The 25,510-nt window shown below is 70.9% G+C and carries 26 protein-coding genes; 17 read left to right on the plus strand and 9 right to left on the minus strand.

Features of this window, described 5'->3' with window-relative positions:
- The 6 genes from VFE05_21690 to VFE05_21715 form a co-directional block, all read right to left on the minus strand.
- A partial coding sequence (locus tag VFE05_21690) for a hypothetical protein (GenBank protein ID HET6232703.1) occupies positions 1 to 313 on the minus strand: 313 nt, incomplete at its 3' end.
- A gap of 62 nt (positions 314 to 375) precedes the next feature.
- Positions 376 to 1,293: a zinc dependent phospholipase C family protein gene (locus VFE05_21695; GenBank protein ID HET6232704.1), complete on the minus strand. Its 918-nt coding sequence runs from the start codon at positions 1,291 to 1,293 to the stop codon at positions 376 to 378.
- A 2-nt stretch (positions 1,294 to 1,295) separates the two neighbouring features.
- A complete protein-coding gene (locus VFE05_21700; protein ID HET6232705.1) occupies positions 1,296 to 1,667 on the minus strand; it encodes a hypothetical protein in 372 nt (123 codons plus the stop codon).
- 39 nt (positions 1,668 to 1,706) lie between these two features.
- The gene (locus VFE05_21705) at positions 1,707 to 2,381 is read right to left on the minus strand and encodes a hypothetical protein (protein ID HET6232706.1); all 675 of its coding nucleotides are present in this window, start codon (positions 2,379 to 2,381) and stop codon (positions 1,707 to 1,709) included.
- 34 nt (positions 2,382 to 2,415) lie between these two features.
- Complete coding sequence (locus tag VFE05_21710; GenBank protein ID HET6232707.1) at positions 2,416 to 3,057, minus strand: hypothetical protein; 642 nt, start codon at positions 3,055 to 3,057, stop codon at positions 2,416 to 2,418.
- 395 nt (positions 3,058 to 3,452) lie between these two features.
- On the minus strand, positions 3,453 to 4,331 hold the full coding sequence (locus VFE05_21715) for a nitrilase-related carbon-nitrogen hydrolase (GenBank protein HET6232708.1): 879 nt from the start codon (positions 4,329 to 4,331) through the stop codon (positions 3,453 to 3,455).
- Between the two features lie 456 nt (positions 4,332 to 4,787).
- On the opposite strand from VFE05_21715, the gene murA reads away from it, so the two are divergent.
- The 5 genes from murA to VFE05_21740 all read left to right on the plus strand — a co-directional run bounded on the left by murA (position 4,788) and on the right by VFE05_21740 (position 9,191).
- Complete coding sequence (gene murA / locus VFE05_21720; GenBank protein HET6232709.1) at positions 4,788 to 6,077, plus strand: UDP-N-acetylglucosamine 1-carboxyvinyltransferase; 1,290 nt, start codon at positions 4,788 to 4,790, stop codon at positions 6,075 to 6,077.
- 26 nt (positions 6,078 to 6,103) lie between these two features.
- On the plus strand, positions 6,104 to 6,436 hold the full coding sequence (locus VFE05_21725; protein ID HET6232710.1) for a hypothetical protein: 333 nt from the start codon (positions 6,104 to 6,106) through the stop codon (positions 6,434 to 6,436).
- A gap of 11 nt (positions 6,437 to 6,447) precedes the next feature.
- Positions 6,448 to 7,227: a polyphenol oxidase family protein gene (locus tag VFE05_21730; protein ID HET6232711.1), complete on the plus strand. Its 780-nt coding sequence runs from the start codon at positions 6,448 to 6,450 to the stop codon at positions 7,225 to 7,227.
- 259 nt (positions 7,228 to 7,486) lie between these two features.
- Complete coding sequence (locus VFE05_21735; protein ID HET6232712.1) at positions 7,487 to 8,239, plus strand: class I SAM-dependent methyltransferase; 753 nt, start codon at positions 7,487 to 7,489, stop codon at positions 8,237 to 8,239.
- Between the two features lie 169 nt (positions 8,240 to 8,408).
- Positions 8,409 to 9,191 (plus strand): glycosyltransferase family 2 protein, encoded by a 783-nt coding sequence (locus VFE05_21740; protein ID HET6232713.1) that lies wholly within the window; start codon positions 8,409 to 8,411, stop codon positions 9,189 to 9,191.
- A 205-nt stretch (positions 9,192 to 9,396) separates the two neighbouring features.
- On the opposite strand, the gene VFE05_21745 is transcribed toward VFE05_21740, so the two are convergent.
- The gene (locus VFE05_21745) at positions 9,397 to 11,010 is read right to left on the minus strand and encodes a hypothetical protein (GenBank protein HET6232714.1); all 1,614 of its coding nucleotides are present in this window, start codon (positions 11,008 to 11,010) and stop codon (positions 9,397 to 9,399) included.
- A 408-nt stretch (positions 11,011 to 11,418) separates the two neighbouring features.
- Here VFE05_21745 and VFE05_21750 point away from each other — a divergent pair, with 408 nt between their 5' ends.
- From VFE05_21750 to lipB, 7 genes are all read left to right on the plus strand, one after another.
- Positions 11,419 to 12,225, plus strand: a complete 807-nt coding sequence (locus VFE05_21750) for a L,D-transpeptidase (GenBank protein HET6232715.1) — start codon at positions 11,419 to 11,421, stop codon at positions 12,223 to 12,225.
- A gap of 542 nt (positions 12,226 to 12,767) precedes the next feature.
- Positions 12,768 to 13,520, plus strand: a complete 753-nt coding sequence (locus tag VFE05_21755) for a nucleotidyltransferase domain-containing protein (GenBank protein HET6232716.1) — start codon at positions 12,768 to 12,770, stop codon at positions 13,518 to 13,520.
- 112 nt (positions 13,521 to 13,632) lie between these two features.
- Positions 13,633 to 15,552, plus strand: coding sequence for a penicillin-binding protein 2 (gene mrdA, locus VFE05_21760; GenBank protein ID HET6232717.1), 1,920 nt, complete (start codon positions 13,633 to 13,635; stop codon positions 15,550 to 15,552).
- A gap of 157 nt (positions 15,553 to 15,709) precedes the next feature.
- The gene (locus VFE05_21765) at positions 15,710 to 16,786 is read left to right on the plus strand and encodes a thiamine pyrophosphate-dependent dehydrogenase E1 component subunit alpha (GenBank protein HET6232718.1); all 1,077 of its coding nucleotides are present in this window, start codon (positions 15,710 to 15,712) and stop codon (positions 16,784 to 16,786) included.
- 10 nt (positions 16,787 to 16,796) lie between these two features.
- Positions 16,797 to 17,831: an alpha-ketoacid dehydrogenase subunit beta gene (locus VFE05_21770; protein ID HET6232719.1), complete on the plus strand. Its 1,035-nt coding sequence runs from the start codon at positions 16,797 to 16,799 to the stop codon at positions 17,829 to 17,831.
- 66 nt (positions 17,832 to 17,897) lie between these two features.
- On the plus strand, positions 17,898 to 19,283 hold the full coding sequence (locus tag VFE05_21775; GenBank protein HET6232720.1) for a dihydrolipoamide acetyltransferase family protein: 1,386 nt from the start codon (positions 17,898 to 17,900) through the stop codon (positions 19,281 to 19,283).
- Positions 19,284 to 19,409: 126 nt separating this feature from the next.
- Positions 19,410 to 20,078: a lipoyl(octanoyl) transferase LipB gene (gene lipB, locus VFE05_21780; protein HET6232721.1), complete on the plus strand. Its 669-nt coding sequence runs from the start codon at positions 19,410 to 19,412 to the stop codon at positions 20,076 to 20,078.
- Positions 20,079 to 20,226: 148 nt separating this feature from the next.
- On the opposite strand, the gene VFE05_21785 is transcribed toward lipB, so the two are convergent.
- Positions 20,227 to 20,514, minus strand: a complete 288-nt coding sequence (locus tag VFE05_21785) for a hypothetical protein (GenBank protein HET6232722.1) — start codon at positions 20,512 to 20,514, stop codon at positions 20,227 to 20,229.
- Between the two features lie 180 nt (positions 20,515 to 20,694).
- Between VFE05_21785 and VFE05_21790 the strand changes: the two genes are divergently transcribed.
- From VFE05_21790 to VFE05_21800, 3 genes are all read left to right on the plus strand, one after another.
- Positions 20,695 to 20,937, plus strand: coding sequence for an Arc family DNA-binding protein (locus VFE05_21790; protein ID HET6232723.1), 243 nt, complete (start codon positions 20,695 to 20,697; stop codon positions 20,935 to 20,937).
- Positions 20,934 to 21,335: a type II toxin-antitoxin system VapC family toxin gene (locus tag VFE05_21795; protein HET6232724.1), complete on the plus strand. Its 402-nt coding sequence runs from the start codon at positions 20,934 to 20,936 to the stop codon at positions 21,333 to 21,335. The genes VFE05_21790 and VFE05_21795 overlap by 4 nt, the downstream gene beginning before the upstream one ends.
- 207 nt (positions 21,336 to 21,542) lie before the next feature.
- On the plus strand, positions 21,543 to 22,985 hold the full coding sequence (locus VFE05_21800) for a HAMP domain-containing sensor histidine kinase (protein ID HET6232725.1): 1,443 nt from the start codon (positions 21,543 to 21,545) through the stop codon (positions 22,983 to 22,985).
- Here VFE05_21800 and VFE05_21805 read toward each other — a convergent pair.
- Positions 22,954 to 23,556 (minus strand): ribonuclease H, encoded by a 603-nt coding sequence (locus tag VFE05_21805; protein ID HET6232726.1) that lies wholly within the window; start codon positions 23,554 to 23,556, stop codon positions 22,954 to 22,956. The two genes, VFE05_21800 and VFE05_21805, sit on opposite strands and share 32 nt — an antisense overlap.
- Before the next feature lie 189 nt (positions 23,557 to 23,745).
- Here VFE05_21805 and carA point away from each other — a divergent pair, with 189 nt between their 5' ends.
- Together carA and VFE05_21815 are read left to right on the plus strand one after the other, a co-directional pair.
- On the plus strand, positions 23,746 to 24,870 hold the full coding sequence (gene carA, locus VFE05_21810) for a glutamine-hydrolyzing carbamoyl-phosphate synthase small subunit (protein HET6232727.1): 1,125 nt from the start codon (positions 23,746 to 23,748) through the stop codon (positions 24,868 to 24,870).
- A gap of 325 nt (positions 24,871 to 25,195) precedes the next feature.
- Complete coding sequence (locus VFE05_21815; protein HET6232728.1) at positions 25,196 to 25,492, plus strand: HU family DNA-binding protein; 297 nt, start codon at positions 25,196 to 25,198, stop codon at positions 25,490 to 25,492.
- Positions 25,493 to 25,510 lie beyond the last annotated feature (18 nt).

Below are 25,510 nucleotides of genomic sequence, written 5' to 3' on the forward strand. Positions count from 1 at the left end.
CGTCTAGGAGTTCGGTTCGGTGCGAAAAATCGATGTGGGGAGGAACGACCAAGTCGCCCTCACGGATTGGTGTTCTGCCAGTGTTTGCAAGCGCGAATTCGACACGTGAGATGTTGGCGATCGACTTGCCTCCGTACTCAATCCGAAGTTTAGCAAGCCCTTGAGGACCATCCACAATTGAAGTGGTAGAGAGGGTGCGTAACTCTATTGCTGATTTCGTCTTGTAGTAATCCCATACGATGGGTACTATCACTCCGAGCGCAGGAAGTAACAATGCCATAACTGCCGATGTTCTGAGACGCCGATCGGCCATAGAATTCACCTGTTCGATTTGTTCAACTGCATGCGTTGCTACTGCACCCGCCAGGGCGTAACTCAGTGCGTGCGGTCCGTGCCGCGCGTCTTCCAGAAGCCGAAGGGCACTTCGGGGAGGGGGAAGAACTCGTCCGCCATCTCCTGGAGCAGGTGCGGCTTCTCCCACGCGCCGTCGCTGAGGGCGAGGCGGCGGACCTTCTTCGCCAGGTCCAGGTTCACCTCGCCGATGGGGTCGAGCGAGGCGGCGATGGCATCTCCCCGCCGGGCCAGGTAGTCGATCACGTAGTCGAACGAGCGCTCGGCGTACGCCTCGATGGTCTCCTCGCTCAGCGTCCAGCGCGAGTTCTCCAGGATGGTGCCGAAGATCGACTGCCAGCGGTCGTTGTCCTGGAAGCGGATCATCCCCCGGAAGATGCGGCGGTTGGTGTGGAACGAGAAGAGGGTGCCGCTGAGCACGCGGTCGAACAGCGCGTCGGCTGCGGAGTGGTCGTGGTCCATCACCACCGCGCGGGCCAGCGAGGTGTACTTCTCGCCGAGCTGCACGTCCATCCGGTGCTCCCAGTACGAGTGCCCCAGCGCCTTGGTGGACGACGTGAGCAGCAGCTGCCGCGGCACGTAGAAGTTGTGCGCCACCGTGTCTGCCGCCAGGTGCGCCAGGTAGCCGAGGCCCACGGCGCGCAGCCGGTCGCTCTCGGCCTGGCCGTGGATCTCCTCGCCCACGTGCCAGTGGTGGCAGTGGCGGCCCACCGGCACGTACTTCTTCGCGAGCGAGATGTCGGCCGCCACGGACCCGTACAGGAACTCGTACGGATACGACATCAGCAGCTGGCGCACGGCTACGGGCAGCAGCTGCAGCGAGCTGAGCACGCCCGTGCCCAGGTAGACGTGCGTGGCCGGCCCCCACGCCCAGGCGGGGTGGGGGAGCAGGAACACGAGGAGGACCGCGACGCCCAGCGCCAGCGGCGCACGCTTGCCCAATGCTACATGCCCAGCTTGCGGCCAGCCTTGCGGGCCGTGCGCGACAGGTCGCGGGCCCGCTCGCGCGCCAGTCCGCCGATCTCCTCGCGGGCGTCGCCCAGAATCTGTGCCACCTCGCTGCGGAACTCGCCCAGCAGCTCCTTGCCGGCCGAGATCAGCTCGGCCGTCAGGTCGCCGGTGGCCTCGGCGCTCTCGCGCACGCCGGCGCCGGCGTGGCGCACGCCTCGGCGCACCTCGCGGAGCGGCGGCCGGAGCTGGCGCGCCAGGCGGTCGCGGCGGGTGCGCTCGGGGCGCAGCAGCAGCGTGGCCCCGATCCCCAGCACGGTCCCCACGGCGAAGGCGGCGAGGAAGTCGGTGGTGTCGTTCCGCGGCATCAGGTCGTTCTCCGTTGTCGTGTGTGCGGGGCCCGCGGCTCAGCGCCGCGGAGCGCGGGGGGCGTCGTCCTTGCGGACCACGCCGATCTCCAGCTCGTCGTCGTCCGCCTCGTCGTCGTCCAGGTACTCGTCGACCTCGTCCAGGTCGCCGTCGGCGTCGAACGCGTCCTGCTGGAAGCGGCGGAAGGTGTCGGCGCCGGCGGTCACGCCGCGGATGGTGGCGGCGGTGTCTATGAAGATGCTCTCCGCCTCCTCCTGCACCACCTGCAGCAGGCCGTTGAACTCGTTCACGCGCTGCTCGGCGAGCGCGGCGGCGTGGTTCAGGCGCTGGTTGGCCGCGGCGATCGTCTGGTTCAGCGTCTGCACGTCCACGCGGATGGAGGTGCTGATGTAGTCCAGGTTGTCGCTCACCGCCAGCGCGTGCTTCACGATGGGGTTCAGGTCGTTGCGGAACCGGTCCACCACGTCGTTGATGCGCGCGTACATCTTCCGCGAGTTCCACGCGGCGGGGATCAGCGGGATGGCGATGGCGATCAGCGCCAGCGCGATGATGGCGCTGGCGATGCTCTGCATGATCTCCACCGCCCGCGCGAAGCCGTGCGAGGGCGCCATCACCGTGACCACCGTGTCGGCGCGGGCGCCGGGCTGCTGGAGCAGCATCTCCAGCGCGTGCGCGGCGTGCGGGGCCAGCGCGTGGATGTCGGGGACGGTCAAGCGGGCATCTCCGGAAGGGGAAGGGTTTCGCCGGTCATTCGAACAGGTCCGTGCCCAGCGTGCGGCCGTCCAGCTTGGGCGCCAGCCGCGGCCACAGGCGCGACGCCCGGCCGCGCGCGAACGCCTCGCGCACCATCGTCCGTGCATCGTTCGGCAGCGCGTCGAGCCCGGCGGGGTCGCGGGCGTCCACCCACCGCCGCAGCGCGCCGTCCAGCGCCTCGATCCCTCCGCACTCCCGGGCGATGTGGGCGACCTCGGGAGATGCGGACCAGTCGCCGGTCAGGGCGGCGACGTCGCTCGCGTACAGGTCGCCCAGGGGCAGCAGCGGCTCCGGGGGCAGCTCGCCGCCCAGCAGCAGCGCGGTCTTGTTCGCGGGGCAGGCGGGGAGGGCGTCCGGCACCAGCCGCGCCAGCATCCGCCTTGCCTCGCGCACGAAGCTTTCCGCTTCCGCGGACTGCCCGCGCAGGTGCAAGAGTGATTCCACGTCCGCCGCCCCGGCGCGGACCCTCACGACGGCGTCCTCGCCCAGCGCACGCGCCAGCAGCCGCGCGGCCAGCTCCGCCTCCGGCCCGCCGTCGTCCAGCAGCGCGATGCGGCTCATCCCGCGGTCCGCCAGCGCCTGCCGCGCCACCGCTCCCACGACCTCTCCGACCCGCCGCTCCCGCGCCCGCATCACCTCCGCCGCCTCCGTCGAACGACGGGCAATCGGTAGATGCGGATCCGCCAGTCCATCCCCGGACTCCGGGAGATGTCCCGCGTCGCTCACATCCACCGTTTCCGACGAATGATCGGCCGTGTGCGCATCGACCGGAATCGACGGATGCGCGGGCGAGCGCCCATCTACCGCATCCGTGCGATGGGCGGCCGACCGTCCATCTTCCGGATCGGTGAGATGTGCGGCCGATGTCGCATCTACCGGCGTCGTGAGATGCGTGGCCGAGGTCGCATCTTCGTACTTCGTGAGATGCGCGGCGGGGTTCGCATTTCCTGATCCTCCCGCTGACGTGCGAGCCGCGTGCGCCTCCGCCGATGCGTGAGCTTCCGCTGGTTCGGCCGCTGCGCGATCCGCCATCACTGCTCCTCCGCGGCGATGCGGGAGAGCTCGCGGAGGGTGAGGTGCGGGTCCTCGTCGCGCAGGTGGGCGAAGGGGCGGCGGGCCGCGGCGACCGCATCCAACGAGAGGTCGGCGGTCACGCGGTCTTCGGCCAGGTCGTCGCCGCGGACGATCACCTCGCCGTCGGGCGCCACGATCATCGAGCCGCCGCCGAAGACGCATCCGCCTTCCACGCCCACCCGGTTCGCGAGCACGACGTAGAGCCCGTACGCGATGGATGCCGAGCGTGCCAGATGGTCCCACGCGGCGCGGTTGGCGAAGCGCCCGCCGTTGGCGCCTCCGCTCAGCGCGCCCCGCCCCGCCGCGGCGGACTGCACGAAGATCACGTCCGCGCCGGCCATCGCGAGTAGGTACACGAGCGAGGGATGCCACAGGTCTTCGCACACCAGCAGGCCGGCGCGCCAGCCGCCGCCCGCGTCGTACGTGCGCGCCGCGCCGCCGCGCCCGAACCAGCGGCCCTCGTCGAACATGCCGTACGTGGGCAGGTAGACCTTGCGGTGCCTGTGCAGCACGCGCCCTCCGCGCAGGTGCAGTGCGGCGTTGTACGGCACGTGCCCCGCCCCGCGCTCGATGGCGCCGAGGACGACGTCCGGCCCATCCGCCAGCTCCGGCACGCCGCCGTCGAACGTTCGGGCGAGGGAGTGAACGCGGTCGCGCACGTCGTAGCCGGTGAGCGCCAGCTCGGGCGTGACGAGCAGGTCCACGCCGTCGCGCGCCGCATCGGCCTGCGCCGCCGCGATGTGCGCCAGGTTCGCGTCCGCATCGCCCAGCACGGACGGCATCTGCTCGATCCGCACACGCACCCGCCCCGCCGCCCATCCGCCGTCAGTCGCCAAGCTCGCCTCTCCGCGGTTTCCGCCGGCTGCCCCCCCATCTACCGAGATCACGCGGTCTCCAGAGCCCGCCTCGCTCCACATCTACCGAATCGCCCGCTCCACCAACCCTCCCCAGGCAGTTTTGGGGGAGGGTCGTCGAGCCTAAGCGAGGCGGCGAGGGGGCCCGCTGCCGCCTCGGATCCGCCCGGCAATCTTACGCCGCCTCCGTGGCGCGGGCAAGCAACCACGCCGCTTCCCCGGCGGTGCGAATACGGGCGGGACGGGGTGCGTTGCGAGCGGGCGGCGGGCGGTCTACCTTGCGCGCCCCCCGGAGAAGACGCGGGCGGCGGAGGGTGCCGGGCGGCGTGCACGCAAATTGCGCCCGGCCGCATCGCCGCCGGAAAGCAGCACGGCGCACCGCCCCCCGCCTCGAGCGGGTGGCCCGGTGCGCGCTTACCCCATTACTGGAGACCGAGAGTGCCCAAATTCGTCGTCAACGGCGGCCGCCGCCTCAAGGGCAGCATCCGCCCGACCGGGAACAAGAACGCGGCGCTCCCGATGCTGGCCGCCACCCTCCTCACCGAGGAAGAGGTGGTGCTGGAGAACGTCCCCAAGATCCGGGACGTGCTGACCCTCATGGACCTGCTCAGGACGCTGGGCGCCAGCGCCGACTGGACCGGCCCCAACGAGGTCACCGTCAAGGCGGCCGACATCGGCCGGGCGCAGCTGGACGACGCGGCTGCCGCGCGCATCCGCGCCTCCATCCTGCTCGCGGGGCCCATGCTGGCGCGCGCGGGCGGCATGCGCCTGCCCCCGCCGGGCGGCGACGTGATCGGGCGGCGGCGCATGGACACGCACTTCCTGGCGCTCCAGAAGCTGGGTGCGGAGGTGGTGTACGAGGAGCACGTCTTCGAGCTGCGCGCCGGCCGCCTCAAGGGCGCCGACATGTTCCTGGACGAGCCCAGCGTGACCGCCACCGAGAACGCGGTGATGGCCGCCTCTCTCGCGCAGGGCGAGACGCGCATCCGCAACGCCGCCGCCGAGCCGCACGTTCAGGACCTGTGCAACATGCTGGTGGGCATGGGCGCGGGCATCCAGGGCATCGGCACGGGCACGCTGCTGGTGCAGGGGCGCGACCGGCTGGGCGGCGGGCGCTTCCGCATCACCAGCGACCACATCGAGGTCGGCTCGTTCATCGGCCTGGCGGCGGTCACGCGCGGCGAGATCACCATCGAGGACGCGGCGGTGGAGCACCTGGACAGCACGCTCATCGGCTTCGGGCGGCTGGGCGTGCGTGCCGAGATCCGCGGCAAGGACCTGTTCATCCCCGGCGACCAGGAGATGCGGGTGCAGATGGACATGGGCGGCCACATCCCCAAGGTGGACGACGGCCCCTGGCCGGCCTTCCCGGCCGACCTGACCTCCATTGCGCTGGTGACCGCCACGCAGTGCGAGGGCACGGTGCTCATCCACGAGAAGATGTTCGAGTCGCGCATGTTCTTCGCCGACAAGCTGATCGGGATGAACGCGCGCCTGCTGCTCTGCGACCCGCACCGTGTGCTGGTGATGGGCCCGTCGCCCCTGCGCGGCGGCACGGTGGAGAGCCCGGACATCCGCGCCGGCATGGCGCTGCTCATCGCCGCACTGGGGGCGGAGGGGTGCAGCTCCATCTACAACATCGGCCAGATCGAGCGCGGCTACCAGAACATCGACGAGCGGCTGCGCGCGCTCGGCGCCGACATCCAGAAGACCGACTCGCGCAGCTAGTCCTGCGCTTTCACGGAGGGTACGGCATGGCGGAAGACCAGCAGCGGAAGCGCCCCGGCATCGGCGAGGGGCTGCGGGCGGGCATCGGCGTCCTCACCGCGGTGAAGCAGGCGGTGGAGGAGACGTTCCAGGAAGCCGTGGACCGTGGCGACCTGGCGCCCGACAAGGCGAAGGACGCGGTGTCCGCCGTCTTCCAGCGCGCACAGGACGCGATCGGTGACGTCCGCGAGCGGATGGACGTGGTGCCCCGCCGCGAGTTCGACGAGCTGCGCGCGGCGGTGGCGGAGCTGAGCCGACGGCTGGCCGCGCTGGAAGGCCGCCCGCCCGTGCCCAGCGACCACCTGCTGCCGCCCACGTGACGGCTTCGGCCGTGGCGGCTGCCCCGGCCGGCGTGCGCACCATGGCGGAGGTGCTCGCGCCGGGCGCCGTTCCGCTGTGGGTGCACCCCGAGTGGGCGGAGCGGTTCCCGTGGCTGGTGCAGGGCACGACGGGGTGGGGAGATGCCGAGCAGCCGTTCGACCTGGGCCTCGCGGGCCAGCAGCCGGTGGGGCCCGCGCTGGACCGCTGGCGCGCGCTGCGCGATGCGGCGCAGGCGCACACGGTGGTGCACGCGCGCCAGGTGCACGGCGCGGACGTGTGGACGCATCGCGAGCGCGGGGCGCCGGGCATCGCCGTGATGGACGGGCTGGACGGGCACGTCACCGCGCTTCCGGGGCTGCTGACAGCCGTGGGCGTGGCCGATTGTGTGCCCGTCTCCATCGTGGACGCGGAGCGGAAGGCGGTCGCGCTGGTGCACTCCGGCTGGCGCGGCACCGCGGGCGGCATCAGCGAGGCCGCCGTCTCCATCCTCGCGGCGGAGCACGGGTCGCGCGCGGAGGACCTGTGGCTGCACTGCGGGCCGTCCATCTGCGCCGCGTGCTACGAGGTGGGGCCGGAGGTGCACGCCGGCGTTCGCCCCTGGTGCGCGCCGCCCGAAGGCGCGGAGAACATCGACCTCCGCGCCGCCATCGCCGAGCGCGCCATAGCGGCGGGCCTGAAGCCGGAACGCATCACCCTCTCCGCGCACTGCACGCGCTGCGGCCCCGGCACGTTCTTCTCCCACCGCGGCGGCTCCAAGGCCCGGCAGATGGGCGTGCTCGGGATTCGGTAGATGCGCATCGGGAAACGCGCAGAGTTCTCGGCTCTGTAGGGCGCGGACCTGCGTGTCCGTCCGTATTTCCGCTGCGATGGGCTCTCCCGGAACGCCAATCTTCCTGGCGGAGCACGGGCTTCCACAGATGAACGGCGACCGGCGATCTCCGCTGGCCGTCGTTTTTCGTTCCTCCGATCCGTCCGGATGATCCGCTGTCCGGGACTGCCGCACGGCGGTATCTTGGCGCGGCTCTGCCGGATGACGGGCGGATGCGGAGATGCGGATTCCTGCGGACGGGAGGCAGATGGCGGGCGATGCGGGCGGCGCGGTGGTGTATGAGGGGCGCGATTTGGAGGCGATGTCGTTCGCGCATAACTACCATCGCTGGATCGTGGGCGAGCTGGCGCCGTTCCTCGGCGAGCGCGCGGCCGAGGTGGGCGCGGGCAGCGGAGACGTGTCGCGGCTTCTGCTGGACGCCGGCGTCCGCCATCTCCTCGCCGTGGAGCCCTCGGCCGAGATGTTTCCGCGGCTGCGCGACAGCGTGGCTGGCGACGCTCGCGTGGATGCGTGGCAGGCGCTGTTCGCGGACGTGGCGCCGGAGGTCGCGGGCACGCTCGATTCCGCCGTCTACGTCAACGTGCTGGAGCACGTGCCCGACGACGCGGCGGAACTGGCGCACGTCTACCGGGCGCTGAAGCCGGGCGGCCACGTCTGCATCTTCGTGCCCGCGCTGTCGTGGCTGTACAGCGACTTCGACGCGTCCATCGGCCACTTCCGCCGCTACCACCGCGCGCCGCTTCGCAAGCTGCTGGAGCGCAGCGGCTTCGAGGTCGTGCGGCTGCGCTGGTTCGACCTCGCCGGCATCCTCCCGTGGCTGGTCGTCTTCCGGCTGATGCGTCGGCGGCTGACGGGGGCGAACGTGAGCGCGTACGACCGCTTCGTGGTGCCCGTGCTGGGCGCGCTGGAGCGGCGCATCCCCGTTCCCATCGGTAAGAACCTGCTCGCCGTGGGCCGCAAGCCGCTCGGGTGAGATCGCCGCCCGGCAGGACGGAAGATGCGGGGCTCCCGGAGCTTCCGCATCGCCGCGAAGTCGTGTAGGTTTCGCGGGTTGGACGGCGTGCGCCGCGCATCGGCCGGGAGGCTGGCGGGCGCGCATGGACGGCATCTCCCGCATCTCCCGAATCATCTCCAGCAGAGCCATGGACGAGCGAGCCGGCGGCATCCGCCTCTCCATCCTGATCCCCGTGTACAACGAGGCGCGGCAGGTTTCCGACGCCATCCGCCGTGTGCGATCGGTGCCCATCCGCATGGAGGTGGTGTGCGTGGACGACGGCAGCACCGACGGCACGGGCGACGTGCTGGAGGCGCTGCGCCGCGACGGGCTGATCGACGTGCTGGTGCGCCACCCGCGCAACCGCGGCAAGGGCGCCGCCGTGCGCACTGCGCTGGACCACGCCACGGGCGAGCTGGTGGTGATCCAGGATGCGGACCTGGAGTACGACCCGTTCGAGCTGCCGCGGCTGATGGAGCCCATCCTGGACGGGCGGGCCGACGCGGTGTTCGGAAGCCGCTTCCTGGGCGGGCCGCGGCGCGTGCTGTACTACTGGCACCGCGTGGGCAACGGCCTGCTGACCACGCTGTCGAACATGCTCACGAACCTGAACGTCTCCGACATGGAGACGTGCTACAAGATGGCGCGCACCGACCTGATGCGGAGCCTGCCGCTGCGCACCGACCGCTTCGGCATCGAGCCGGAGCTGACGGCGCGGCTGGCCCAGGCCGAGGCGCGCGTCTACGAGGTGCCCATCAGCTACAGCGGGCGCACGTACCGCGAAGGCAAGAAGATCGGGTGGAGGGACGGCGCCGCGGCCATCTGGCACATCGTCCGCGCCAGCCTGCCGCCCCGCGCCCCGCGCTACGAGCCCGCCCCCCTCCCCCAGCTCGCCACCCCCGAATCGAAGGCGCGGATGCACGGGGGGTGAGGTCGCAGCGGGTCATCGGGTGTCTGGAGATGCCGGCCGGGATGTTCGCGAGATGCGGGGCATCCTGTGGGTTCATCACTTCGGAGCTACAGGCCGAAAATCGCCTCCGCGAGGTGCGGCGGCGAGATCCGGGCGACGCCGGATGAGGCCGGTTTAGCAATGGACAGACGAAGGGCCGCTCCGGTGAACGGGGCGGCCCTTCTCGTCATAGCGGCGGAGGCAGGGTGCAGGCTCGGAACGCGTTGGGGGGCGAGTTCGGTGGCCGCGGCGGCGCTCCGGGGGTGATGCGGGCGAGCGCCGCGTTCTCGAACCGCGGCTGGGCGATCACGCAGAAGTCGTCGCGGCGCGCGAGCAGGATGGGGTGGAGGTACATGGGCGCCAGGTCCGAGATCTGGTCCACCACCACGTACTCCGCCCTGGCCTCGCGCGCGGCGGCGAAGAAGGTGTCCGGCACCGCGCTCAGCGGGTACATGCGCCCCGGGTAGCCCGCGACGGCGTAGAAGATCATCGGCTTGCGTGAGATGACGGCTGTGCCCGCGGGCAGCCTGCCCTTCACCGCCTCGGCGAGCACGAAGAAGTCCTGCCAGGGCTGGTCGATGCAGCTGTACGGCCTGCCCGCCGCGGCCTCCGCACGGCACACGGCGCCGGCCTCCGCCTCGCGGCCGAGCGCGGGCAACATGCACAGCGCGAGCGCGCCGGTGACGAGCGATCCGGCGATGCGCGCGGAGCCCAGGCGCGCGCCCAGGTCCCGCACGGCTTCGCCCGCGTAGCGCAGCCCCATGGGCAGCATGGGGATGAGGAAACGCTCGCCGGACCACGTGGGCGGCCACAACAGCAGCAGGCCCACGTACATAGGCAGCCACAGCTCGGCGATGCCCACTCGCCGCCGCGCCGCGCGCCACCAGCCCGCGATCACCAGCACCCCCGCGACGGCGCCCAGCACCAGCCCCGTGTCGGCCCCGGCCATCAGCACGCCCACGTACTCGCCTAGGTAGCGCTGGAGGTTGATGGCAATGCGCACCAGCAGGTCGCGGATCCCCGCCGGTCCGCGGCTGGGCTGGTACGGGTCCAGGTAGCGGAACACGCCCAGGTAGCCGGGCGCGCCCATCCGCGCGCCGCGGATGCCCCACACCACCAGGAAGGGCCCGATGACGGCCACCATCGCCGCCAGCGTGCGGAACCTGCGCCGCATCACCAGCCACACCGCCGCCGCCACGAGCAGCGGCAGCCCCGCCGAGCGGGTGAAGTGCGCCAGTCCCGTCGCCAGGATCGCCACCGCCGCCCATCGCACGTCCAGCCCGGCATCCACCGACCGCCGCGCACCCGCCGGCTGTTCCGTCGCCGAGTTCGCGGAGTCGCCAGCCTCAGCGGGCCGGTCGAGGTGCGCGAAGGCCCAGAACGCGAGCATGGTGAACGCCCAGAACGGCACGTCCGAAAGCTCCAGGTGCGCGTACTCCAGCACGCCTGGGCAGATGGCCATGAGCACCCCGGCCGCGAGCGCCACGCCCGCCGTGCTCGTGCGCCGCACCCACAGGTACGAGAACGCGACCGCCGCCGCGGCGAACACCGCCACGATCATCTTGAACGCAGCCCACGTGTGCGCTCCCAGCAGCATTCCCGCCGCGAGGATGGCGGGAAAGACCGGTGGATACTGCGCGTGCGGCCGTTGCGCGGGGTCCCACAGCTCCACGTAGCCGCGGCCTTCCGCGATGGAGCGCGCCAGGGCGTAGTACGCGCCGTTGTCGCCGCCGCTGTACGGCGTGGGGTGGAACACGACCCCCGTCATCACCAGCGTCAGCGCCGCCAGCCCGAGCGCCACCTGCCACGCGCGCGGCGTCCACCGGTCAGGCGAGGGGGCGAGCGCAGATGCGGGTGCGGAGGCGCGGGGAGCGGACGCGGCGGGGGGTGCGGGCCGGGGTCGCGGATTGCGGGAGCGAGACATGGAGACGGGAAGCGGGGAGGGGGTCGGGACGGGAAAGCTAACGATCCGCGCGGGCCGTGGACAGTCGCGCGGCAGCGTTCGCGGACTCGAAATCGGTGAAGCTCGCCGATTCGTGCGGGAGAGCGGATGTGCGCCGCGCGCGAAGGGTTACGATTGCGCCCCGCGTGCGTCTTGGCGAGATTGGGAGCGTCGCGTCGTGCCCGCTGTCCGGCGGTGGCGCGGCACGTGGGTTGCTCCGGCAACTCGTTGCTCAGTATGGAATTCCCCACTTCGGCAGGGCTTCACGTGAGATTCTCTTCGTTCTTCCTAGCGGCGGGCTTCGCCGTCTCCGCCGCGGCCGGGGCATCCGCGCAGGAAGCGGCTGCGTCGTCCGGGCTGCGCATCGACCTCAACATCCCCGCGCAGCGCGTGGTGGTGTGGGACGGCGACAGCATCATCAAGCGCTACACCGTCTCGGTGGGGCAGCCGGGGCACGATACGCCCGCGGGCAGCTTCACCATCCAGCGCGCCGAGTGGAACCCCTGGTGGCAGCCGCCGGAGCGCGAGTGGGCCAAGGACGACAAGCTCACCCCGCCGGGGCCGGACAACCCCATGGGCCGCGTGAAGATGTTCTTCGCGCCGTACTACTACCTGCACGGCACGCCCAAGGTGAGCGAGCTGGGCACGCCCGCCTCGCACGGCTGCGTGCGCATGCGCAACCAGGACGCGATCGAGCTGGCCACGCTGCTGCACAACCGCGCGAACCCGTCGGTGCCGGCCAGCGCCATCCCCGGCATCCTGCGGAACCGGCGCGACACGCGGTGGGTGAACTTCCGCGCGCCTGTGCCCATCACCATCCGCTACGAACCGGTCGTGGTGGAGCGCGGCATGCTGCGCATCTACCCGGACATCTACCGCCACCGCAACGTGCACGCGGAGGGCGTTTACCAGGCGCTGCTCGCCGCCGGCTACGATGCGGGCGCCGTGGACCGCGCCGCCATCCGCGCCGTCCTCGCCCGCGCCGCCGCCGCCAAGGGACCGTACTCCGTTGCCGTAGACGAAGCCTTCGGCTCCATCCCGCGCAGCCAGGTCGCCTCGGCACCCGCGGCATAGCGCACGGTAAGCTTCACCGGATCGAGCGGGGGCGGCCTTCGGGTTCGCCCCCGCTTCGGGTTTTGGGTGCGGTTCCGTGGGATGGTTGCGGCGGAGAGATGCCCCCTCCCCCGACCCCTCCCCCGCAAGCGGGAGAGGGGAGACCAGACGACTGCGCCAGCTGCACTCGACAATCTATCTACTTGTAGGGGTGCGATTTATCGCATCCGGAATCTTCCGTCGCGGACAGGATCCGGTCGTGCTTCCCGGCTCGGCGTCGCGGTAGGTGCATCGAACGGGAGGGAACCGGCAGATGCGGTAGATGCGCATCTGCCCCAGGCTCGGCAGATGGCGCACGGTGGCGGCGGAACGTCACTTGCTCGATGCGTGCGCATCTTCCGCCCGCACTTCGGTGATGCGCTGCCGGGGATGCGCGGGTTCGCATCTCGCTCCCTCTACGATCCGATCTAATCCGGATGACACCGCCGTCCGCGCCGCCGCGTTCCAAGCCGTGCATCGAACAGCTGCTTTCGCCGGCGGAACTCGCGGCCGCGCGGGAGTTCGTGCATCGGGTGATTGCGCAGGTCCCGGCGCAGCTTCACTCGGCGTACCTGTTCGGATCTAAGGCGCGGCGGCAGGCGCGGCCCGACTCGGACGTGGACGTGCTGCTCGTCTTCCGCCGCCTGTCGCACGACAGGGAGCCGCAGGCGAGCATGGCGGAAGACGTCGCCGCGCAGGTCGCGCGCGAAACCGGCGTGCCGGTGCAGACGTGGTCCGTATCGCTTCTCGATCTCGAGCGCGGCAACCGCACGCCCATGCTCGTCGACGCCCTGGACGACGGTGTCCCGCTCTGGCCGGCGGGCGCGCGTCCGGTCCGCATCGCCTTCACCCCGGCCGACGCACTGCGCTGCACGCGTGCGCTGCTGGAGCGCGTCTCCGAAGGCAGCCGCGAAGCCGGGCTCGCGCGCCGGTCGGGAGATTGGGAGCGCGCCGAACGCCGGGGCAGGGACGACCTCGTCCGCCTCTGCACGGCCGCGCTACTCCTTTCGGGAGAGACACGGCCGCGCTTCGCGGAGTGCATCCGCCGCTTCTGTGAGAGGTTCGGCGGGCGAGCCGTCGCCGGAGAACTTGGCGGAGTCGTCGCGAACGAGGCGGTCTTCCGGTGGGCCGAGCGGTCGTTCGGCGCGACGGGGAAGGACGATGAGGCGCCGGCGCCGCCGTGCCCCGGCGGGTTCGCTACCATCGGGAGGGAAGTGGAGGCGCTGCGCGGCTTCGTCCGCCTTCTCGCGCGGGACTTGAGCAGACGCGCGGGGTAGGACGGAGATGCAGGCGCGGCGGAGGCCGCGCCGGGCACCGGACTTGCTGTTCCCGGTGCAGATTCCCCGCTTTCGGCATCCCCGCGGGGCCCGCTCCAAGCCTGGCGACACCATGAAGCTCACTCAGCCGGACACACGACAGCGCCGCATGCTGGGCGCCGTTTTCGCGATCGCGTTCACCATCAGCATCCTGGTCACCGCGTTCTTCCAGACGCAGGTGCTCACCGGCAAGCAGTACATGGCGCGTTCCGAGGAGAACCGCCTGCGCCCCATCACCATCCCCGCGCCGCGCGGCACCGTGTACGACCGCAACGGCGGCGTGGTGGCCACCAGCATCACCGGCTACTCCATCTCGGTCCTGCCAGGCGACTCCGCCGTCATCTCCAGCACGCTCCACGACCTGGCGCCCTTCCTGGGCCTGGCCGAGGAGGACGTCGCCAAGCTTATGGCCAAGCGCAACGGCAAGCCGCACGACCTGCTGGAGGTGAGCACCGGCGCGACTTTCTCGCAGGCCGCGGCCATCGAGGAGCGGCGCGCGTCGTTCTCCAACGTGCTGGTGGTGCAGCGGCCGCGGCGGTACTACCCGGCGGGGGCGGCCACCGGAGCGCTCATCGGCTACGTCAACGAGATCAGCGCCGCGGAGCTCAAGGACACGTCGTTCGCCAACGCCGGCTACGTCCAGGGCGACATGATCGGCAAGGCGGGCATCGAGAAGCAGTACGAGATGGATCTGGGCGGGCGCGACGGCGCGCGTTTCGTGGAGGTCGACGCCATGGGCCGCGTGGTGGACCCGCGCAGCAGCGTGGGTGCGCTGCCGCCCAAGCCCGGGCGCGACCTGAAGCTCACGCTAGACCTGGAGCTGCAGAAGTACATCAGCACCATCTTCCCGGACACCATGCAGGGCGCCGTGGTGGCGATGGTGCCGTCCACCGGCGAGGTGCTGGCGATGTACAGCAACCCGTCGTACGACTCCAACGACTTCGTGGGCCACATCCCCGGCCCGCTGTGGCGCGAGCTGAACACCGACACGGCCAAGCCGCTGCTGGACCGCACCATCAACGCGCTGTACCCGCCGGGCTCCACCTTCAAGCTCGCCACCGCGGCCGAGGCGCTGCGCCGGCACATCATCACCCCGGAGCAGCACCTGCCCATCCCCTGCACGGGCGGCATGGCGTACGCCGGGCGGTACGCGCGCTGCTGGGACCACAAGGGCCACGGCTACCTGGACCTCGCGGGCTCCATCGAGAAGTCGTGCGACGTGTACTACTACCAGCTCGGCATCAAGATGGGCATCGACGCGCTGTCGCAGGCGGGCACGCGCATGGGCTTCAACCGCAAGACGGGCATCGACCTGCCCAGCGAGCGGCGGCCGCAGTTCCCCACGGGCATCGGCTGGTTCGTCAGCCACTTCAAGCGCCGACCCATGCCGTCGGAGGTGATGAGCCTCAGCATCGGCCAGGGCCCCAACGCGCAGTCGGCGCTCAAGATGGCCGAGTTCTACTCCGCGCTGGCGGGCGACGGCACCACCCGCAAGCCGCACCTGGTCTCCAGCCCGGACGACGGGCAGCGCAGCATGGACCTGCAGCTCACGCCGCGCGACCTGCTGGCGCTGTGGGAGGGCATGGCCCGCGTGACCGACAGCGAAGGCACCGCGCTCCAGTCCAGCCTCGCGCGCTACAAGCTGTACGGCAAGACGGGCACGGCACAGAACGCGGGCGCCGACCACGGCTGGTTCGTGGGCTTCGCGGGCGTGCCGGGACGCCAGCCCGACATCGTGGTCGCCGCGATCGTGGAGCACGGCCTGCACGGCGACGCCACGGCGCCGCTGGCGTCGAAGGTGGCCAACTTCTACCTGGACCGGAAGTACCACCACCCGTTCGACCCGCGGCCCACGCTGGGCGAGCGCTGGCGGGCCGGGCTCACCCAGAGCGGCGCCTACGACCCGCCCAACCGGCGCCTCGTGCCGGCCGGCCTGTCGCAGGCCGCCGTGGCGCGGAACGCGGCGCAGGGCGACTCCGGCCGCTCGCGCTGAACGGGCCGGAGAACGGGAGGCGGCGCGGTGCCCGGCGGGGCGCCGCGCCGCTTTTCGTGGCCTCCGCGCTCGCTTGACGGGGGCGGCCGGGGGTGGCAAGTTGTCGCACTTCGGCCGGCGGGGAACCGCACGGCGCAAGGGCCACGGGCACCCACACATGGCGACCAAGACCAAGGCCACACCGCAGGCCGCGATCCCCCACGGGCTGGACCGCGGCGGGCTGCTGGAGATGTACCGCCTGGTGCGGCTCACCCGCTCGCTCGAGGAGAAGCTGGAGAACCTCTTCCGGCAGAGCAAGGTGGTGGGCGGCCTCTTCCGCTCGCTCGGCCAGGAGGGCGAGTCCGTCGCCTCGGCCTTCGCGCTGCGGCGGCGAGACGACGGCACGGGCGACATGCTCTCGCCGCTCATCCGCAACCTGGGGTCGATGCTCACCATGGGCGCCACCCCGGGCGAGGTGGTGCGGCAGTACATGGCGAAGGGCGACTCGCCGGCGCGCGGCAAGGAGCTGAACATCCACTTCACCGACTACCGCCGCGGCTTCATCGGCCAGATCTCGCCGCTGGGCGACCTGGTGCCGGTGATGGCGGGCGTCGCGCTCACCTTCAAGCAGCGAGGCGAGGACCGGGTGGGGATGGTCTACCTGGGCGACGGGGCCACCAGCACCGGCGCCTTCCACGAGGGCATCAACTTCGCCGCCGTGCAGAAGCTGCCCCTCGTCGTCATCGTCGAAGCCAACCAGTACGCGTACACGACCCCCACCCGTCTCCAGACCGCCGTCAAGTCGTTCGTCGACAAGGCGCCCGGCTACGGCATCGCCGGCGAGTCGGTAGATGGGAACGACGTACTCGCCGTCTACGGCGCGGCCAAGCGTGCCGTCGACCGCGCCCGCTCCGGCGGCGGCGTCACGCTCGTGGAGGTCGTCACCTACCGCCGCCGCGGGCACGCGCAGCACGACAACCAGTCGTACCAGCCGCCGGAAGACATCGAGCGCTGGGCGGCGACGAACGACCCGCTCGACCGCTATCTCGCGACCCTGACGTCCAACGGCTGGGCCACGGCCGACGAGCTGGCGAAGATCGACGCCGAGGTCGACGCCCACCTGGAAAACGAGATCCGAGACGCCGAGGCCGGACCCATGCCCGCGCCCGAGAGCACGCTCGACGACGTGTACGCGAGCGGGCCGGTGGCCGCGCCGTGGACGCGCCACGAGCCCGCCGACCCCAAGCTAGCCTGAGCCCCCACGCATGCCGACCCAGACCATGACCAGGCCGGAGCACGTCCGGCTGACCGAAGAGGGCAAGCCCGTCACCCTGCTGGAGGCCATCCGCGAGGGCATCTGGGAGGAGATGGAGCGCGACCCGTCCGTCTTCCTCATGGGCGAGGACATCGGCGCGTACGGCGGCGCCTTCAAGGTCACCGAGGGGATGCAGCAGGCCTTCGGGCAGCTGCGGGTGATCGACACGCCCATCAGCGAGATCGGCTTCACGGGCGCGGCCGCGGGCGCCGCGCACATGGGCATGCGCCCGGTGATCGAGATGCAGTTCATCGACTTCATCTCGTGCGCGTACGACATGATCACCAACTACGTCGCCACCTCGCGCTACCGCGGCTCGGGCCCGCAGCCTATCGTGATCCGCGGCCCCAGCGGCGGCTACGTGCGCGGCGGGCCGTTCCACTCGCAGAACCCCGAGGCGGCCTTCTTCCACACGCCCGGCCTCAAGATCGTCTACCCGTCCACCGCGCGCGACGCGAAGGGGCTCATCAAGGCCGCCATCCGCGACGACGACCCGGTGCTCTTCTTCGAGCACAAGTGGCTGTACCGCCGCCCACAGCTGCGCGAGGTGCTGCCGAACGAGGACTACATCGTTCCCATCGGCGAGGCGCGCGTGCACCGCGAGGGCACGGACCTGACCATCGTCACGTACGCCGCGACGGTGCACAAGAGCCAGGAAGCGGCCGAGGTGCTGGAGAAGGAAGATGGGCTGCAGGTGGAGATCATCGACCTGCGCACCATCCTGCCGCTGGACGAGGACGCCATCATCCGCAGCGTCAAGAAGACCAACCGGCTGCTGATCGTGCACGAGGACACGCGCACCGGCGGCATCGCGGGCGAGATCGCCATGCGGGTGAGCGAGAAGGCGTTCGAGTGGCTCGACGCGCCCATCCTGCGCGTGACCGCGCTCGACGCGCCCGTGCCGTACTCGCCGCCGCTGGAGGACTACTTCCTCCCGCAGACCGAAGACATCGTGAAGGCGGCGCGCCACCTGGCGGCGTACTGACGCCCTCTGACAGACACGGAAACTTCCAGCCCCGCTGAGCCCCACATGGCCCGTGTAGAAGTCCCGATGCCCCAGATGGGCGAGTCGATCGCCGAAGGCACCGTCTCCGTCTGGCTGAAGAAGGTGGGCGACGCCGTGCAGCGCGACGAGCCCATCATGGAGATCTCGACCGACAAGGTCGACGCCGAGATCCCCTCGCCGGTCGCCGGCACCCTCGCCGAGATCGTGGTCACCGAGGGCCAGACGGTCGAGGTGGGCACCATCGTCGCCTACATCGAGACCGAGGCCGGCGCCTCCGCGTCCACCCCCGCCGCGCCCGCGTCCGCTCCGTCGGCAGATGCGGTTTCCGCTACGCCGTCGTCGGCCGCTTCGACGGATGCGTCGGCTGCTCCGCCGGCCGGCGGTTCGGGAGATGCGGGGCAGGCCGCGCCGACGAGTGCCGAGCCGGGCACGCTGGAGGACCGGCTGCGGACCAAGTCCACGCCGCTCGTCCGTAAGATCGCGGCGGAGCACGGGGTGGAGGTCGCCGCCGTCCAGGGCACCGGCCGCTCGGGGCGCGTGACCAAGGACGACATCCTTCGCCACGTGGAGCAGGCGAAGACGGCGCCCGTGGCGCAGCCGTCGCAGGCCGCGGCCCAGCGTCCGGCCGCGCAGGCCCAGCCCGCGGCTGCGAAGCCCGCGTTCGAGGGCGCCTTCCCGTGGGACGAGTTCTACACGAACGTCGCGCATCCGCCCGTCACCGCCGGCCCGAACGACCGGACCGAGCCGATGAGCCGGATGACGCAGATCATCGCGCAGAACATGGTGCTGTCGCGGCGCATCTCGCCGCACGTGCACTCGTACTTCGAGGTGGACTACTCGCGGCTGGACCAGGTGCGCGCCAAGAACAAGGCGACCTGGGAGAGCCAGGGCGCCAAGGTCACGTACACGCACTTCATCGCCAAGGCCGTCGCCATGGCGCTGCGCGAGCACCCCAAGCTGAACGCCTCGCTCAGCAACGACCAGGTGATCTACCGCGGCGACGTGAACCTGGGCATCGCCGTCGCGCTGGACAACGGGCTCATCGTGCCCGTGGTCCGCAACGCCGACGACCTGTCGCTGGTGGGTCTGGCGCGCCGCGTCAACGACCTGGCGACGCGCGCGCGCAGCAAGAAGCTCTCGCCAGACGAGATCCAGGGCGGCACGTTCACCATCACCAACCCCGGCATCTTCGGCACCACCATCGGCTTCCCGATCATCAGCCAGCCGCAGGTGGCGATCCTGGGCGTGGGCGGCGTGGAGAAGCGCGGCGTCGTGGTCACCGACGAGTTCGGGAACGATGCGATCGTGGCCCGCAAGCGCGGCTACATCTCGCTCGGCTATGACCACCGCCTGGTGAACGGCGCGGACGGCGACCAGTTCCTCGCCCGCGTCAAGCAGATCCTGGAGACGTTCCCCGACACGGGTGCGTGATCTTCCGCGGACTGGCGATAGCCGATCCGCATCTACCGAAGCGACCCGGGGCACCGCCGTACCATCGGCGGTGCCCCGGCGCTATTATCCGGACCTGGAGATTCTTTCGTCCGACGGAGAGTGGAGATGGAGACGAAGACCGAAGCGCGTCCGTTCGAGGTCCGCCGCCTGGGCACCGTACCGTACGGCGATGCGCTGGAGATGCAGGCGGAGATGGTGAAGCAGCGCCGCGCGGGCGAGATCACCGACACGCTGCTGCTGCTGGAGCACCCGCACGTCATCACCATGGGCAGCGGCTCGCACGACGAGAACGTGCTGCTGGGCGAGGACGAGCGGGCGGAGCGCGGCATCGAACTGTTTGCCACCGGCCGCGGCGGCGACGTCACCTACCACGGCCCCGGCCAGCTCGTCGGCTATCCCATCCTGGACCTCAAGCCCGACCGCTGCGACCTGCACCACTACCTCCGCGACATCGAGGAGATGCTGATCGGCGTGCTCGCCGACTTCGGCTTGGAAGGCGGGCGGAAGGAGGGGCTGACGGGCGTGTGGGTGGGGGATGTGAAGCTGGCAGCCATCGGCGTGCGTGTGTCGTCGGGGTGGATCACCAGCCACGGCTTCGCGCTCAACGTTGCGACGGACCTGTCGTACTTCGGCGCCATCATCCCCTGCGGCATCCGCGACCACGGCGTCGGCTCCATCTCCGGCGAGCTGCGTCGCGAGGTTACGCTGGACGAGGTCGTGCCCTCCGTGATCCGCCGCTTCGCCGAGACGTTCGGGCGCGAGCTGGCCACATAGCTCATCTGGCTTCGCGCGGGCAGAGTCTCGTCAACGCCGATCCGCCGGGCGCCGGCTCGGAGTCGCCCGAAGAGCTTCGGAAAGCACGCACGCCTCCGGGAGACGAAAGTCTTCCGGAGGCGTGTTCACATCATCGGAATCGTCGTTGTTACGGGCCGACGTAGGGCTCGGTGCACTCCGACGCGGCGTAGTTGCACGTCCACGCGGCCTGCGTGTTGGTGCATCCGCACGAGCAGGTGTTGCCGCAGGTGTAGCCACACGTCGCTCCAGCGGTCGGCACCGGCGTGCAGTAGTTGATGGAATCCTCGAATTGGTCCTCGCAGAGTGCCGGGACCTGGGTGTAGCCTAGCCCGTGCACGGTCCCGTGCCCACCCTCGCGGCCCGTGTCGAACGACTCCACCTCGAGCGCCTCCACCGTCAGCTTAAGCTTCTTCATCCCTGCTCCTCACGTTTGGGTGTCGTGTCCGCACGATAAGCGTCCGAAAACATGCTTCCTACTTGCGGATGGGGCAATGGTGAGCGCTTCGCTGAGCTTGATACGAAGGGCTTGAGGACCGTGGTGGGATGGATTAGCTTCCATGGCGCATCCATTTCGCATCCGCTTCTGGAGACTACGATGGCGACTCTGACGATCAAGGGCTTCCCCGACGACCTATACGACCAGCTTCGCCAGCGGGCCGCCGAGAACCGGCGCAGCCTGAACAGCGAGGCGATCGTCTGCCTGGAGAACGCGGTGCGTGAACGGCGCCGCGACGCCTGGAGCCTTCTGGCGCGGGCCGACGCGCTCCGCAACTCCGTCTCCGCCCCGCCGCTCACCGATGAGATGATCGAGTTCGCCAAGAACGAGGGCCGCCCGTGATCGTGGTCGACACCAACGTCCTCGCGTACTTCTTCATCGACGGCGCGCAGACGCCGCTCGCCCGCTCGGTGATGATGCGCGACCCGGACTGGGCTGCCCCCACCCTGTGGCGAAGCGAGTTCTGCAACGTGCTGATGCTCTACCTGCGAAAGGGCACCTTCACGTACTCGCACGCGGCGAACCTCGTCGTCGCGGCCGAGGCGACGCTCGCCGCTCCGGACTGGAAGGTGGATCCGGCGCAGATCCTGAGCCTGGCGCTCGCCTCCGGGTGTACCAGCTACGACTGCGAGTTCGTGGCGGCGGCCCAATCCGCCTCAGTGCCGCTCGTCACGGCGGATCGCAAGGTCCTCAACGCATTCCCCACCACTGCTGTATCTCTCCAGGACTTCATCGCCTGAACATCGTCGCTGCTGGTCGCTCGTAGGCTGCGTGCGTCCTGATCCGGCCCTGGCCCTGCGCGGGGATCATGGGCTGTCAGGTTCCGGAGCTCGATCGCGCTGGTGTGGATGGGGAGCAGTTCGGCGGGATGGTCCGGCGTGTGCGCATGGCGCGTTGCGAAGTGCCGCGCGTTCGCTGGGAACGGGTGGCGGTCCGCTCTGTGGAGAATGGCAACGATGGATGGCGAGCGGGTGGGACCGGGCGGACGTGAGCGCAGGGCCATGGCGCGCGGCGGGCCGGCGCAGCTTCCGCTCGCGTTCGTCATCCTGTGCCTGCTCGCGCTGATCGCCCTGCCGGTGCTGGGCATCCGCCGCAGCATCGCGGCGCAGCGGCTGTTCGAGCGGACGACGGAGCCGGCGCGGGCGATGGTCACGCAGCTCCACTCCGCCATGGCGCTGGGCGACGACGCGCTGCTCGACTACCTGGACGTGGGCGACACGGCCTCGCTGGGCCGCTACCGCCGCGCAGCGGCAGACGAGCGGGAGGCGATGGACAGCCTGGAGCCGCTGATGCCCGCGATGGGCGCCGCTTCGCGGGCGCGCTTTCGCGAGCTGCGCACGGCGGTGGACGAGTGGCACGCCCACGCGGATGCGGCCGTCCGCGCCCGCACGCGCAACCCCGGCGCGGCACGGTTCCTCCTGGCCGAGCACGACCGCTTCGAGCGGGCGCTGGTGGCCGCGTCGGAGTTGGACCGCTCGCTCAGCACCGTGGCGCGCGCGCGGCGTCTGGACGTCCTGTCCGCCGAGCGGGGCGAGGTGGCGATGAGCGTCGTTCTCGGCCTGCTCGCGCTCGCCGCCGTGCTGGTCGTCGCGCACCTGGGCCGGCGGCTGCACGCGTACGCGCAGGCGGCGGAGGCGGGCCGGCGGCGCGTGGAGGAGCTGATGGAGGGGAAGGCGCGCCTCATCCGCGGGATCACGCACGACCTCAAGAACCCGCTGGGCGCCATCGACGGGCACGCGCAGCTGCTGGAGGACGGCATCCGGGGCCCGCTCACCTCCGCGCAGACCGAGTCGGTGCGGCGGATGCGGCGTTCGGCCCGCGCGATGCTCGCCATCATCGGCGACATGCTGGAGCTGTCGAAGGCCGAGGCAGGGCAGCTGCGCATCGACGCCGCGCCGGCGGACCTCTCCGCCCTGGTGCGCGAGGCGGTGGAGGAGCACCGCGGAGGGGTGGAGGCGGCGGGGCTCACGCTGGAGCTGGAGGATGGGGCGCTGCCGCCCGTTCGCACCGACGCGGCGCGGGTGGCGCAGGTGCTGGGCAACCTGCTCTCGAACGCCGTCAAGTACACGCCGGCGGGCGGCCGCGTGCTCGTGCGCGCCGAGGCGTGCGACGGAGGCGCGACAGTGCCGCGCGCCGCCGTCGCCATCCACGTGAGCGACGACGGCCCGGGCATCCCGCCCGAGAAGAGGGAGACGGTGTTCGAGGAGTTCTCGCGTCTGGAGCCGGAGCGCGCCGCGGGCGTCGGCCTGGGACTCGCCATCAGCCGGCGCATCGCCCGGCTGATGGGCGGCGACCTCACCGTGGGCGAGACGGGCGGCGGCGGGTCGACTTTCACGCTCTGGCTGCCGGACGAGCCGCCTACCGCGCCGGCAGCGCGCGGGCGGGAGTGAAGGCGAAGTTGGTGGGCGGGACCGGATAGAAGTTCGTGCAGCGCCCTTTCGCCTGCTCCTGCTTGAGCCACGCTTCGAAGCCGGACTCCACCAGCCCGCCGCTGTCCGTCTGCTTGCTCGCGGCGAGGATCGCCAGGTAGTTGGCGTACTCGTTCTGCGGGTGCCCGTTGTGCCCCTTCACCCAGCGCCACTGGATCTTGTGCCGTCGGGCGATGGGCAGCAGGTCCTTCCACATCTGCAGGTTCTCGATCTCCCCGCCCTTGCGCACCCAGCCGCGCGCCGCCCAGCCGTGCACCCACTGCGACATGCCGTCCACCAGGTAGCGGCTGTCGGTGGTGAACACCACGCGCGACGCGGCTTTCAGCGCGCCCAGCGAAAGCGCCGCGCTGCGGATGGCCATGCGGTTGTTGGTGGTGTCGGGCTCCGACGTCCAGAAGTCGCGCCGCACCCACCCTCGCTCGGGATGCCAGAACTCCACCAGCCCCGCCGCGCCGCCGGGGCGCGCGCGGTCCTTGAACTGGTTGCCCAGGCACGACTCGTCGGCGTACACGAAGACCAGCGGCTCGCTCATCCCTCTCCCGTTTCGTCTCTGCTGAAGGCTCGTCCGTCCAGCCGCGGAATCTACCCGCCCGCGCCGGGGCTGCCAACCGGCGCCCCGCCGCTTGACACGGACCCCGGCCGGCGTAGATTCCCCGCCGTTTGCATCCCTGTGGCAGCCTTGCACTTGACGCCCGCCCAGCGGCGGGGAAGGGGACCGGAGTTGGCCGAGAACGCGGTGCTGATGCTGGAGGACGGGCGGACCTTTCGTGGCGAGACCTACGGAGCGGAGGGAACGGCGTTCGGCGAGGTGGTCTTCAACACCTCCATGACGGGCTATCAGGAGGTCCTGACCGACCCCTCGTACACGGGCCAGCTCGTGGCGATGACGTACCCGCTCATCGGCAACTACGGCGTCAACCCCGAAGACGAGGAGTCGCCCCGCCCCCGCGTGGCCGGCTTCGTGGTGCACGAGGCCTCGCCGACCTTCAGCAGCTGGCGCTCGCGTGAGTCGCTGCACGACTACCTGGCCCGCAGCGGCGTGGTAGGCATCTCCGGCGTGGACACGCGCGCGCTCACCCGGCACATCCGCTCGCTGGGCGCCATGCGCGGCGCCATCGCCCCCGCGTCGGTAGATGCGGACGAGCTGCTGGCGCGGATCCGCGGGCAGCACGCCATGGAGGGGCTGGACCTGGCGACGGGCGCGTCCACCGCGCACCGCTACGTGGTCCCGGCCGACGGCGACACGCGCTACCGGGTGCTGGCGTACGACTTCGGCGTCAAGTCGCACTCGCTGCAGCTCCTGGCGCAGCGCGGGTGCGAGGTCACCGTGATCCCCGCCGCGACGTCGGTGGACGAGATCGTGGCAGCGGGTGCAGACGGGATGTTCGTCTCCAACGGGCCCGGCGACCCGGAGGCGGTGGGGCACGCACTGGACTCCATCCGCGAGCTCGCCGCGGCGGACACGCCGGTGTTCGGCATCTGCCTGGGCCACCAGCTCATCGCCCGCGCCTTCGGGGCGGAGACGTACAAGCTGCTGTACGGCCACCGCGGCGGGAACCACCCGGTGCGGCGCCTCTCCGACGGCCTGGTGGAGATCACCGCGCAGAACCACGGCTTCGCGGTGCGCGGCGACGAGGGCGGCATTCCCGGCGCGCCCGAGCTGCGGGTCACGCACCTGAACCTGAACGACGGCACCGTGGAGGGCCTGGAGCACCGCGAGCGCGCCGTCTTCTCCGTCCAGTACCACCCGGAGAGCGCGCCGGGGCCGCACGATTCGCGCTATCTCTTTGACCGCTTTGTGGATGAGATGGCGCGCCGCTCGGCTCGCGCCGCGCAAGGCGCTTGACGGGCGCGCTGGCGGGAATTATCCTTGGCATCGTATAAGTGACCCTCCCTCAGGTCCTTACGCCCTTTTCCGCCCGCACGCCGCCGCACCCAGCCCACTTCCCGCACCCAAGCCGAGCCGATGACCCTCCGGCTGCCGCGTCCGTCCGCGGCGCGAGCCGGTTCCGCCATCGTTCCCCAGCGTGAGGCACGTGAAGACGAGATGGGCCCCCGCGAAGCCGTGCGCCCGTGGCTCCGGCCCCGGCGGAGAACCCGTAGCCACGTGCGCCCGTCGCACGACTGTCCCAGCCGCGCCCCGGCTTCTATCAACCCCCCAGGAGACTTTCATGACCAAAGCGGACCTCGTTCAGAAGGTGGCCGACCAGATCGGCCCCGGCGTCACCAAGCGCGACTGCGCGGTCGTCGTCGACGCCTTCCTGAACTCCATCAAGGATGCCATGGGCGAGCACCAGAACATCGAGATCCGGGGCTTCGGCACCTTCAAGGTCCGCGAGCGGAAGAGCCGCCTGGCGCGCAACCCCCGCACCGGCGACCCGGTGGAGGTTCCGCCGCGCGCCGTGCCGGTCTTCAAGCCCAGCAAGGAGCTCCGCGCCCTGGTCGAGGAGCGGCCGCTCGAGGTCTGAGCCTCGTCCGGCAGAGCG

The sequence above is a fragment of the Longimicrobiaceae bacterium genome (assembly GCA_035696245.1).
Taxonomy (GTDB): domain Bacteria; phylum Gemmatimonadota; class Gemmatimonadetes; order Longimicrobiales; family Longimicrobiaceae; genus DASRQW01.

Coding starts and splice junctions, on each gene's coding strand:
- VFE05_21700 (HET6232705.1), bottom strand. CDS start 1,667: ATGCCGCGGAACGACACCACCGACTTCCTCGCCGCCTTCGCCGTGGGG.
- VFE05_21805 (HET6232726.1), bottom strand. CDS start 23,556: ATGAGCGAGCCGCTGGTCTTCGTGTACGCCGACGAGTCGTGCCTGGGC.
- VFE05_21815 (HET6232728.1), top strand. CDS start 25,196: ATGACCAAAGCGGACCTCGTTCAGAAGGTGGCCGACCAGATCGGCCCC.
- VFE05_21725 (HET6232710.1), top strand. CDS start 6,104: ATGGCGGAAGACCAGCAGCGGAAGCGCCCCGGCATCGGCGAGGGGCTG.
- mrdA (HET6232717.1), top strand. CDS start 13,633: ATGAAGCTCACTCAGCCGGACACACGACAGCGCCGCATGCTGGGCGCC.
- VFE05_21765 (HET6232718.1), top strand. CDS start 15,710: ATGGCGACCAAGACCAAGGCCACACCGCAGGCCGCGATCCCCCACGGG.
- VFE05_21790 (HET6232723.1), top strand. CDS start 20,695: ATGGCGACTCTGACGATCAAGGGCTTCCCCGACGACCTATACGACCAG.
- VFE05_21735 (HET6232712.1), top strand. CDS start 7,487: ATGCGGATTCCTGCGGACGGGAGGCAGATGGCGGGCGATGCGGGCGGC.
- lipB (HET6232721.1), top strand. CDS start 19,410: ATGGAGACGAAGACCGAAGCGCGTCCGTTCGAGGTCCGCCGCCTGGGC.
- VFE05_21800 (HET6232725.1), top strand. CDS start 21,543: ATGGCAACGATGGATGGCGAGCGGGTGGGACCGGGCGGACGTGAGCGC.
- VFE05_21775 (HET6232720.1), top strand. CDS start 17,898: ATGCCCCAGATGGGCGAGTCGATCGCCGAAGGCACCGTCTCCGTCTGG.
- VFE05_21740 (HET6232713.1), top strand. CDS start 8,409: ATGGACGAGCGAGCCGGCGGCATCCGCCTCTCCATCCTGATCCCCGTG.
- VFE05_21785 (HET6232722.1), bottom strand. CDS start 20,514: ATGAAGAAGCTTAAGCTGACGGTGGAGGCGCTCGAGGTGGAGTCGTTC.
- VFE05_21770 (HET6232719.1), top strand. CDS start 16,797: ATGCCGACCCAGACCATGACCAGGCCGGAGCACGTCCGGCTGACCGAA.